An 11,983-nucleotide genomic window follows, 5' to 3' on the forward strand; every position below is an offset into this window, starting at 1 on the left:
GGTTCTAGATTAAATCGCAATTAGCTTTGTAATTTACAATTCTTGCGGTAAAACCGGATGTAGGAAGTGACATTGACTTTGCAGAATTTATGTTATATTCACATTTATCGCTCAGCTCATGATATGGGATAAAGTTAACAACAATTTTGTCAATAAATGATGAATCTGAAACATTAATTTCTTTTGAATTACTTCCAACTATACCACAAACCCATCCTCCATATTCTTTATGTGGATTATCAATAATGAATGCCTCACAATTAACCTTAGAATTGATTATTTTAGTTTTAAGTAATGGCTTGAAAGGTTCATAAAACAAGTGTGTTTTCTGGAAATATTCAAAGAAATCAGTATACTTTTTCGTATCAAAAGGCATTTTTTTGAAAATGAAGCCAATATTAACCCTACCAACAATGACAGAATCTTCTTTTTTTGTTACTTTGCTTGGTTGACATCCTATGAAAAAAATACCATCTTTCCATTCATCAATAAAATAGGCAATTTCATGATGAGGGATTTTCTCACCACGAAGCTTCAAATCTTTATACCTATGATATTGGTCTTTGATTGCAGTAATAAAATTTAAAGGTCCATAACCAAACCAACTACAAGTTTCCTGATTAATACTAAAAGCGGACACACGATGATGATTTGCAAAAAATGTAGAATAATATCTTTTAATAACAGACTCGAGATTATCAATGTGTAAAGAGTCTTCATAATGTTGCAGATAAACTGTATTTTCATATTCTTCATGAATTATATTTGCATAGATTATACATTCTGAATTAATGGATTTTGAACTTAAATAAGGAATCTTCTGACCACTTTCAATCAATATGTATTTGTTATTTTCTTCATTGAGAATCTCATTTGTATTTATAAATTCATTTTCAATAATATCATTACTACTTTCCAGATTTATATGATGATTACTTGTTTCTTTTTTCGAAAAAGGATTTGGACCTAGAGGTGGTATGTCATTTATCTTTTTTTGATATAGTGCATGTACTAATGCTTTTAAATTATCTTCAAACTTTCTTTCTTCCAAAAAAGAGATATATTTTTTTCCTGCCAGATACTCAGGAATAGAATTATCTATATTTCCAGATTTTATTATTGGTATGTATTTAACTTTACGTAAATGCTTATGAATGTTCCCTGTTATGATGGAGTTTTCGTAGCCAACTCCTCCTTCCCTGTTGTTAGCTTTTTTTGTATAATTTGGTGTAAGAACGATGACCACATAATCGCAATTTCTAATGGATTCTTCCATAAAAAGATGCAAATCTTCTCCAGCTTGCAAATGCCATTCATCTAGCGTTACTTTGATACCATTAGATTGAAGTTTAGAAGCTAGATACATGACCCATTTTTTGTGTTCTTCATTGTCCCATGAATAACTAATAAAGCATGTAGGATTGTTTTCCTCATTAGTATCGCTTTTTAGGTTAACCATCATTAAGTAATGTATTACATTTTTTGATATTAGTTTTTCTAATATGTTATTTCTATTTTTAAAAAATATTACTTTTTTTAAGGTAGAAATAAAGTTTCAATTTTAAGAAGTAACCGGCAAAGTCACAGTAAATGTGCTTCCGTTGCCTACCTCGCTTTCAACTCTGATTTTTCCGCCGTGCATTTCCACAAACTGCTTGACAATTGCAAGTCCAAGGCCGGTTCCCTTGTAATAATCTCTGGTACCGGCTTGTTTGAAAGGCTCAAAAATATTACGTTGCTGGTTTGCAGGGATGCCGATTCCTGTATCTGTAACAGATATCAGTACCTCACCATCATTCATCCTGGAATTGATGAATATCTTTCCGTTTACAGGTGTGAACTTGATAGCATTGCTTATCAGGTTATACATAATCTGTTTCATCTTAATTTTATCAGCATAAACTTCAAAGTGGTCAAACTCAACAGTTGATACAAGGTCTATAGGCTTTGCTTTAGCCATAGGCTCAACAAGCATGGAAATCTCATCTATAAGATCTCTAAGGTCAAAACTGATGGGCTCAAAAGGCATCTGGCCAGATTCTATCTTTGCATTGTCAAGTATATTATTGATAAGTTCAAGAAGATGGTTGCCGCTATTGCGGATATTCATAACGAACTTGTGCTGTTCATCATTCAGTTCACCATAGTTTTTCTCTTCAAGAACTTCAGAAAAACCAATAATAGAACTAAGAGGTGTGCGGAGTTCATGACTCATGTTTGCAAGGAACTTACCCTTAACCTCACTCAGTTCCTCGGCAAGCAGCTTATCCTTAAAAAGGCTCATTTCAATTTCCTTTCGCCTGGTAACATCTCTTCCGACAAACAACAAACCCATAAGGGAGCCGTCAGGATTGTAAATCGGTCCACGGATAATATCAACTATTTCGCTGTGTCCGTCTACAAAGAAAAGCTCCTTTTCTTCCAGGGTAAGCTCACCGGATTCGATAATCTCCTGCTCATGTCTTCTGAAATCATCCGCCAGTTCCTTACTAAGAAATATATAGTCGTTCTTCCCGATAATGTCCTTTTTGTCAGCCCCGATAAAAGCCTCATACTTCATGTTGCATTTTATGTAAGTCCCGTCAGGATTTTTCAGGGCCACCAGATCAGGAATACTGTTTACAAGAGTACGCAGTTTAATCTCACTCTCCAGTATTTTTTCTTCCTTTTTCTTCAGGACAATAAACTGTGTGATATCCCTGACAATACCTTCTATAAGATCATATTCCTCTTTCACGAATGGATCATTTCCATCCATTTCTCTGTTCTCCAGATAGAATACTTCTACAGAACCGACTATTTCTCCATCGATTGTAATATCATGACTCAGTTTAATATCGCTGTGGACAAAGTTAGAAGATCGTATTTCCAGATCTGCAAAAACAATTCTTGAACTAGTTATTTCCGGATACTGCCATGAAGTCGGAATAATCTCCACTATTTTTTCAAATGCATCTTTAAGTGATGAACTATCCCTTATAATGCATGATATCTCATAGAGGCAATCAAGTTCCTTGACTCTTTCTTTCAGTTCATGGTTTGCTGTATTAATCTTTGATACGGAGTCAGCAAGGACTATCCCAAAGATAAGGAATAAAAGGAAAACAGTGGATCTAATGTATATTTCATGTCCCGGGACTTTGTTGATAAGCAAGTTCTCAAATGTTCCATTATAATAAAATAAATAGTCTACTGAGCTATCAAAGAGCCAGAAAAATAGTCCGAATACTAAGGAAGCAAGAATTATTTTGCGGGACGTGTTCATTTTTGTTCCTCATATTTTTTGGACAATTTATTATTTTATTACTCAATTTATATTTATCAAATTCAGCTTTATCCTATATAAAATATAAGGTATTTATAAATGTATTATTGTGTAACAGGTCTAACACACAACGTTTACATTATATATGTGTGCATGAATATTAATATAGACCGGAAGTTCTGTACTCCTGTTTCACTTCTTGGAAAAACCTGGGCACTTACAATATGTAGCTGCAAAAACTCCAATAATGGCATACACGATTTCAAATCCCGGTGTCTCTTCTTTGTCAGTATTTTCTTCAACATCATCTGATTCTGCCATTACAGTTTCATCTTCCACAAGCGGTATTTCTTCAACCATAGTTTCCTGTACAGCTTCTTCTTCTTCTTCTTCTACTTCCTCAGCAACAGCCTCATACTCTGCAGGTGGTGCAGCAGGTTCAGGTTCTTCCTCTTCCGGCATCTCAACATAAAGCGAAGTGTAAGGGGTTGCAAAACCAAATTCCATCGACAGGTCGGTGACCTCTTCAACCATCTCTGCCTTTTCACCTTCAACATCAATACGGTCCAGCAGGTTCATTATTTTCTCGTACGCCCAGAGTCTTGGAATAAAAGAATTGGATGAACTTGATCTGACGACAAAATTGTTGCTGAACTCCTGAGTTCCTGAACGTGTGCTTCCTGTTATCGTGGAACTTATGCTTCCGGTTCCTGATGCATATTTTCCAAGTACAATTGCATCAGAACCTGCAAAAAGACTGCTCTCTCCGGTGTTTACAATGCCTGTTACCTCTCCGTCATAATCGTACTCAATATCAGTCATCAGGGGCGTAGAAATAGTATCATAGAAATTGCTTATATCATCCATGGAATCATCAGAAATTGAAAAACTATCTGCTTTTCCATAGTTCTCAAGACTCAGGACTTTAAGGAAATCATAGTAACCTTCATCTTTATCGATACCAAAAGCAACGGTAAATATTGCTGCCTGCGCATCGTTTTCATTGCTTATATCATTGCGTATGTTATCTGTGTTCTTAACTCCGGATGTGGGTATGCCATCAGTCAGGAAAACAACAATAGGGACACTATCGCTGTTCTCATCAAACATTTCAAGAGCTTTTACAAGGGCACCATCAATATCCGTTCTGCCACTGGCATCAAGGCTGTTTACAAAATCCATGGCATCTTTCTTGTTGTCACTACTTGCCATCATAAGTTCATCTGAAAACTCCATAATGCGGTTATCAAAAAAGATAATACTGAACCTGTCTTCTTCCGGCAGGTCGGATATTATCTCAGAGAATACACTCTTAACCTGTTCTATTTTCTTCCCTTCCATTGACCGGGATTTGTCGATCACAAAAATGATATCCTTATTCATTGCCGGGGTCCCAAGTTGATCCACTGTAGGTGAGAACACATGCATCATGTAACCCTGTCCACCAGTTTCATAAAAGAGCATGTCTCCTGTAAGTTCAGGACTTTCGGTGCTGAAAACTATTTTCATGTCACGGTTTGGAATTGAATCAGAACGATAATAGATTCTCTTTTCAGTGTTAGAAACAGAACTTATCTTTGTATTATTGAATCCCGGTGTTTCCAGGGTTATTATCTTATTTTCTGATACAATGTTCACATTAACGCTGAGGTCATCAAGGTCATGCTGAACGTAAAGCGGCTGCACATATTCATATTCTCCAAGCGTCTTTTTCAATGCCTGCTCGTATGTCAGTCTCACAATGATACTCTGCCCCGCCTGAATGTTTACCGCATATTCAAATCTGCCACCCTTTTCATCCGTCAGAAGTCCGGCAGACTTACCCTGGGAAACCGCTTCCATCATACTCTTTTCAGCTTTTCCTTTTGGCAACACTTCCGAGCTGTATTCTTTATCATTTATCAACAAAGTGAAATCAGAAATGAACGCCTCTTCAGGTTTATATATGCTGAAATCATCGTAATCTGCCTCATCTTCATTATTGGTCAGTTTTTGCTCAACAGTTGTTATTACGTACCCATTGTTGATGTTGATGTCAACTTTCATATAATCAAGGTCTGCTGTTGCAGCAGCCGTAGACACCGTCGCAGCTAAGAATAACAGCAAGATTACTGATATTTTTGATAATGATAACAAATGTGCAGATAACGAAAAATTACCACAACTCAGAATACCATTTTTTCCACAGATTCCCGATTTCAACTTTATAACCCCTGAAACAGTTTTGAACACAATAAAATGGAATTTCCATTTTTTGTAGTTCTGTATTACTTCAAAACAATATGTATTTTTTAATACTTATACTTAGTCAATTTGATATGTGCGCAAATGCACATATTTGATAAAATAAGTACATCAGGGCATAGTTACTAAATATCTTTCCTGTAATAATCTTATAAACATATTAAATCCGGATTAATTTCAGTTTAATTCTTTCAATAAATCATTACCAAAAGATTATCATGTCACAGAAAACCAGCTCTACAACAAATGCTTTCCAGAAAGTTCTCAGTATTCAAACCGATGTCCAGGGAATACTTATTGAAAGACCAAATCGTTTCCTGGCCATTGTTGAGATCGATGTGAACGGAAGAAAAAGTCAGGAAAAAGTTCACGTCCATGACCCGGGCAGGCTTATTGATATCCTGTACCCCGGAAACCGTGTACTGCTTCGAAAAGCCAGCAACCCGAAAAGAAAAACAGGCTGGGACATGATAGCCGGAAGGTCCGGAGACAACTGGATTTTAATTAACTCAGCATTTCACAGGCAAATATCCGAATGGGTAATTGAGAATAATATTGTTGACCTTTTCAGTAATACTGATAAAGTTCTTCCTGAACAGAAGTTCGGAGAGAGCAGACTTGATTATCTCCTGTTAAAAGGAGATACTGATATCTGGATTGAAGTAAAAGGCTGTACATTGGCAGAAAAGACAACCGCATCTTTTCCTGATGCACCAACAACCCGTGGAAAACGCCACCTGGATGAACTTATCAAAGCCAGATTAGAAGGTCATGAAGCCGCAATTCTTATTCTCATATTCAGACCTGAAGCAGAATGTTTCACAGCAAATGGTATAATTGACCCGGATTTTGCCCATACTTTTGAAAAGGCACTTGAAGCAGGTGTAAATGTATTTCCACTTCTCTTTTCATTCGAAGGAAATACGGTTATGTATCATTCACAGCTCCCGCTCTGTAGGAATATTCTTTATGAAAAATAACTTGTTAATTTGTAATGTTTTCATTCATTTTTCATTTACCAGCCAGCAGTGACAGTTTGCCTGGAAAAGATCTCTCCTTGTGAAATTTGCCGCAATACAGCTCCCCCTGCAAACAGAAAGCCACTGACACCTGCTGCATTCACCTTTCATGTCCGAGGCTTTCAGGCTCCTGAAATAGTTTAAGAATCGTGAATTATCCCATATCCACCTGAAAGACCTGTCTTTCACATTCTCAACATCTGCTCCCTCAAAATAGTTGCAGGGAAGCACATCTCCTTTTGAAGTGACAGTGCAGTATCCGATGGCACCATCACATCCGATTCGTGCATCTGAATCAGTCTTAAATCCCTGTTCCGGAATTGGCTGGAAAGTACACTCAAATTCCATAGGTGCAATTTCAGGGCCATCAGCTTCCCTTTTGCCAAGCAGGAATTCTGTCAGCTCCTGCATCCTTTCCGGTTTTACTTCCAGATCAAGAGCTTCCATTCCACGTCCTGAAGGAACAAAGGGCAGGATTCTGAATGTATGCACTCCCAGTTCTTTTCCCAGTTCATAAAGTTCAGGGATATTATCAATATTCATTGTGGTTACTGCGGCTGCCAGTGTAACAGGAACGCCAGCTTTTACCAGCAATTTAATTCCATCAACTGTCTTTTGCCATGAACCCAGAGACTGGCGAAAAGTATCATGTATGGCCGGTATGCTTGAATCAAGACTAACCTGTGCTCTTGCTCCTATATTTGCCAGCTTCTCAGCAGCATCTTCATCTATCAGTGTTCCGTTGGTGGCTACCTGTATCAGTATATTCCTAGAGGCAGCATATTCTGCTATGCCAAAAAAGTCTTTTCTAATCATAGGTTCACCGCCGCTGAGTATAAGCTGAGCTACTCCAAAATCAGCAAACTCATCGACAAGCCTGCAGCAATCTTCAAACCCCAGCTCATCGTTGCATTCCTCTCCGGCACTCACAACGCAATGTCTGCATCTGAGATTGCATTTTGATGTAAGGTCCCAGAGCACACCGGCAGGAGCAGGCACTTTCCAGTAGTTCATCCTTTCACTACGCCACCACAAAAGTCCCCTGTTTGTAAGTTCATCAAGTACCGATCTGCTTTTTCTCATCACAGTATCCTGTTCAGAATGAAAAGAAGTACTCAATTGTGTGATTATCTCATCGAGTGTCCGGTACCCGTCACACATTTTGAGTAACCAGTATGCAGCTTCATTCAGTTCCTGAATTTCAGAACTGAGTGGGTCTTTTGTAATCCATATATCATTGTCCTTACTTATCCTGAAAGGAAAATAAGGGACAGCAGATTTATCCGGAAGAACACTCCCACAGGTCATTCCGGTTTCTACGTTATAATTATCTGCTGTCAATATGCCATAGTGATTTTCTATCACTTGATTTCCCCAAGCATCACAAGTGTCTTCTTTCTCCAGTCATGTATCCTGGTTTCTGAAATACCCAGTGTCTCTGAGAGTTCTGCAATCTTCTTTGAGTTCTCTGTTGCTTTCAGGAAGTCTCCCAGTGTTGAAATCGAACTTCCCTTAAACAGGGTTGCAGTTTCACGTCCGATACCTACAATCTCAATAATGTCAGTTTTCAATGTAATTACTGGATTCTTGACACGGATGTATGGATCATATGGTAATGGGTCCGGTCCTGGCAGACATGAAAGGCCTGGAGATGGCGGACAGGCTATGTATGGCGACGGTGGACAAACTATCATTGGAGATGGCGGGCATACAAAGTCCGGTGCTGGTGGGCAGATGTAAGGTGCCGGTGGGCATACAAATCCTGGTGCAGGCGGACATAGTACGTGCGGAGATGGTGGACAGATCATCGGTGCTATCCAGCATGTGAACGGGCATGTTACGGCTGTACCTATTCCCACAGCAGCAAAAGCATTGATTATGCTTGCTCTCCAGCGTGAATAATGTGGATTGCTTGAATAGAGATCATCAAGTGAATCCAGTACTGCATCTCTCATGTCGCTGAAATCCGAACTTGATACAAGATGTGTTGTGAGGGCCTGATAATAAATAAGTCCAAGTACATCACGACCAAGTCCCTCGCAGATCCTTATTCCCCTGTGTGTCCCTCCGGTGGCTATCAGGTAAGCAGCTTTGTTCATGATTCCACTGTTGATGTGGACTCCACCGTTATCTGAGTATCCTGTGTATTGGTCCCCTGTGTGATCTGGCTGGTGGCCTGCTCTGGAACTATCGATTGGGTTTGCAGGGTCATATTGTCCACCATTGGTCGGATCTTCCATATTACGCAGGGCTGGTGCCGTTGTCGGCAGCCAGGGCTCTTCGCCTATGAGCCAGTTTCCGGATATCAGTGCACCGAAAACATCTGACATGGATTCGTTAAGTGCACCTGATTCGTTGCTGTAGACCAGTCCGGCTGTATGTTCTGTGACTGCATGTGTCCACTCGTGGGCTATAATATCCAGTGCGCAAAGTGAGTTATATCTTGAACCGTCACCGTTTCCTATTTTGACATAACTGCCATTCCATGTAGCATTGTTCCAGCCGCTTCCGCAGTTTGCATAAATATGCATGTCAGCTCCTGCATCATCATAGCTGTCACGTCCATGTACGGTAAAGTAGTAGTCGTAAACCATTCTGGTATAAAGGTGGCAATCAACGTCAGGCCCCTGTCCGGAAGCAGACCAATTATTATTATTGTCTTCCGAAACAGGAGCAGGAGGATAGCCGCCATTGGCATCATGGGTAATAACTCTTGCAGAACTTGGTACCCATTGATCCTCAAGCAGGTATTTGGCTGTGCCGTGATCGTGTAGTGTGTTGATGGTGACAGAACCGGCATAGGTTCCGATTCCTGAACCTGTGGTTCTTGTGTGTCCCTGTTCGTTGTTGTATTTCCAGACCACTTTTCCGTTAAGTGCATCAACAAAATATTCCCATTTAGCAGGTGTTTCATCCCCGCCAAGATCCTTGTCAATTCCGTCAACTGTAACATGCCATACCAGATGTGGTTCTTTCACAAATTGTGACAGAACCATCAGTGTAGGTTCAGCATGCAGTTTTCCTCTGGAATTATTTTTGTCATCTTCAAGAACAGTCTTCAGTGCTTCTTCTCCTGTGACCTTTGCTTTGTCCGGCAGGTCAATTTCAGGAGTTAGCTTTCCGGTTGTTCCTTTTATATTATCGTCAGCATCAATATGTACAATAATTTCACTGCCAAAAACAGGCAGTTCCTTGTATACCTGTTGCATGCGCACATGTCTGGCACCGATACGGTCGGTGTCAATCCTTTTCACAAGCATTTCCTTGTTAACAGAATTTAGCAGATAAAGGTCTTTATTAACTTCCATAAATTCTATGGCAGCCATTCCGGGATCCTTTTTTTCTGCTTTTGCAAGCAAGCCTTTAACCCTTAATGGGATACCCGTATGTTCATCCCATTTGATATCTACGTTTACATCGACATTTTTCAACTTGTCGAGTATATCCTTTTGTTTCCTGACAGGTTCGTACATTACCTATTCCCCCTGGATAGCTCACACTATCCTGATTGTACGTTATTCAGGGCAATTGAAAAAGATTGTAGTTCCTCCCTTGGGCACCCCTGCCCGGCCAGATTTAAACCTTCCACTATTACTTAATACCCTACTTATAAATCCTCACTAATAATTTATAAAGTTTCCTCTGAAAATTCAATGTAATATATTAAAATAAGTAAAGATAAACACTTAAAATAAGTAAAAAAATTAATCGCTTTTCTCTGGTTTTTTCTTCTTTTCTTCTTCCACGGTTGTGTTATCACACCATGCATCAACTTCAAAATCCGCTGCACTTTTGTTCTCGTCATTAGAGTCCGGTACTGTACACCATGTGTCAATCTGCTCATCAAGAGTTGGTATCTCTATGTCTTCAATTTCTTCTTTTTTAGCATTTTTTTTGTCCATTTTACAAAACTCCATTTTGATTTTATCATGCTCTCAATTTAGTAGAGCATATACTCCACTTTCCTGAAATTCTATCAGTTCTGAAGCTTAAAAAATGTTTTTACCGTAGAAGGAGCAGTGCCAAATTATATTAAGTTAAAAAAATAAACATTTCTGCAGGAAAATTATCATTTCCGGGAAAAAATGGGGTAGTTATATCTATGGGAATAGAGTCTGGCTGCTAAAGTTGAATATCAGGTTGGTATAAATCATTTAATGGAGATTGTTATGAAGCGGATTGTTTTAGGATTCCAGCACGTGCTGGCTATGTTTGGTGCTACAGTGACAGTCCCTCTGGTTGTTGGTTCTGCCATTGGGCTTTCACTTTCGGAAATTGCAGTGATGATGCAGGCTGTTCTTTTTGCAATGGGAATTGCAACCCTGCTGCAGACTTTTATAGGTTCTAAATTCCCAATTGTCCAGGGTTCAAGTTTTGCTTTTATTCCGGGTCTTATTGCCATTGGTTCCGGCATTGGCCTGGCGGCTGCAGAAGGCGCTCTTATTGTTGGCGGTATCATTGAAGGACTAACCGGTGCCTTAGGTCTTATCGGTAAACTGAAAAAACTGTTCTCCCCACTGGTTACGGGAATCACTATTATGCTTGTGGGTTTCTCACTTGCCAATGTGGCTGTTATGTACACATTCAACTATTATGCTGATGCAGCAGGCACAAGTATCCTGCCCTCTTCTATAATTGCTATAGTGACATTCATTACAACTATTCTTGTTGCTCTCAAGGCAAAAGGGACCTACAAGACAATGCCGGTCATTGCAGGTGTAGTTGTAGGATACATTCTGAGTATGGCATTTGGTCTTGTTGATTTCAGTCTTGTGAAGAGCATGCCTATTGTAAGTCTTCCAAAACTGCTTCCATGGGGAACTCCTGTTTTTGATGTCAGTGCTATCATAATCCTGCTCTTTGCTTTCATGGTAAGCATTATCGAGAGTGTGGGTGACTATCATGCAATCTCAACAATTGCTGATCTGCCTATTGACAATAAGAAAATAAACAATGGTATAGCTTCAGAAGGTCTGTCCTGTTCCATTGCAGGTGTTTTCGGTGCATGCGGTACAACCAGTTATTCCGAAAACATTGGTCTGGTTGCCCTGACAAGGGTTTCAAGTGTTCAGGTCGTTCAGATTGGTGCCGGAATTCTCATCCTGTTTTCACTGATTCCTAAATTCTCCGGTCTGCTGGCATCAATTCCTGCACCGGTTCTCGGAGGACTTACAACAGCATTGTATGGAATGATCGGTGTTACAGGCCTGAAACTTATCAAGGACAGGGTAGAGCTTAATGACAGGAACACGCTTATTCTTGCCAGTTCTCTGGTTCTGGGACTTGGAGCTCCTCAGCTTCCTGCAGAATTCCTTGCGAATTTCCCACAGATTATTGCAAGCATACTAGAATCCGGAATGGCAGTAGGTGCTATTTCAGCAATAATAATGGATCAGTTGCTCAAATAGGAGCATACTAAATTGATGGATACTACTAATACTACGATAATGAAAAT

The 11,983-nt window shown here is 39.5% G+C and carries 8 protein-coding genes; 2 read left to right on the plus strand and 6 right to left on the minus strand.

Features of this window, described 5'->3' with window-relative positions; translation table 11 throughout:
- Window positions 1–4: 4 nt before the first annotated feature.
- The 3 genes from METTI_RS15395 to METTI_RS13945 all read right to left on the minus strand — a co-directional run bounded on the left by METTI_RS15395 (window position 5) and on the right by METTI_RS13945 (window position 5,347).
- Window positions 5–1,462: a toll/interleukin-1 receptor domain-containing protein gene (locus METTI_RS15395; protein ID WP_023846473.1), complete on the minus strand. Its 1,458-nt coding sequence runs from the start codon at window positions 1,460–1,462 to the stop codon at window positions 5–7.
- A gap of 99 nt (window positions 1,463–1,561) precedes the next feature.
- On the minus strand, window positions 1,562–3,265 hold the full coding sequence (locus METTI_RS15400) for a sensor histidine kinase (protein WP_023846474.1): 1,704 nt from the start codon (window positions 3,263–3,265) through the stop codon (window positions 1,562–1,564).
- Window positions 3,266–3,457: 192 nt separating this feature from the next.
- Window positions 3,458–5,347: a VIT domain-containing protein gene (locus METTI_RS13945; RefSeq protein ID WP_048135533.1), complete on the minus strand. Its 1,890-nt coding sequence runs from the start codon at window positions 5,345–5,347 to the stop codon at window positions 3,458–3,460.
- Between the two features lie 380 nt (window positions 5,348–5,727).
- Between METTI_RS13945 and sfsA the strand changes: the two genes are divergently transcribed.
- The gene (sfsA, locus tag METTI_RS13950) at window positions 5,728–6,489 is read left to right on the plus strand and encodes a DNA/RNA nuclease SfsA (protein WP_023846476.1); all 762 of its coding nucleotides are present in this window, start codon (window positions 5,728–5,730) and stop codon (window positions 6,487–6,489) included.
- 24 nt (window positions 6,490–6,513) lie between these two features.
- Here the strand turns inward: sfsA and METTI_RS13955 are convergent, their stop codons facing one another.
- From METTI_RS13955 to METTI_RS13965, 3 genes are all read right to left on the minus strand, one after another.
- The gene (locus METTI_RS13955; RefSeq protein WP_023846477.1) at window positions 6,514–7,893 is read right to left on the minus strand and encodes a radical SAM/SPASM domain-containing protein; all 1,380 of its coding nucleotides are present in this window, start codon (window positions 7,891–7,893) and stop codon (window positions 6,514–6,516) included.
- A complete protein-coding gene (locus METTI_RS15405) occupies window positions 7,890–10,001 on the minus strand; it encodes a M4 family metallopeptidase (RefSeq protein WP_023846478.1) in 2,112 nt (703 codons plus the stop codon). Before METTI_RS15405 ends, METTI_RS13955 begins: the two co-directional genes overlap by 4 nt.
- A 231-nt stretch (window positions 10,002–10,232) precedes the next feature.
- Complete coding sequence (locus tag METTI_RS13965; protein WP_023846479.1) at window positions 10,233–10,430, minus strand: hypothetical protein; 198 nt, start codon at window positions 10,428–10,430, stop codon at window positions 10,233–10,235.
- Window positions 10,431–10,697: 267 nt separating this feature from the next.
- On the opposite strand from METTI_RS13965, the gene METTI_RS13970 reads away from it, so the two are divergent.
- On the plus strand, window positions 10,698–11,936 hold the full coding sequence (locus METTI_RS13970) for a uracil-xanthine permease family protein (protein WP_023846480.1): 1,239 nt from the start codon (window positions 10,698–10,700) through the stop codon (window positions 11,934–11,936).
- Window positions 11,937–11,983: the final 47 nt, after the last annotated feature.

Origin of the sequence: Methanolobus tindarius DSM 2278 (genome assembly GCF_000504205.1) — an archaeon.
In the GTDB taxonomy this organism is placed as follows: Archaea; Halobacteriota; Methanosarcinia; order Methanosarcinales; family Methanosarcinaceae; genus Methanolobus; species Methanolobus tindarius.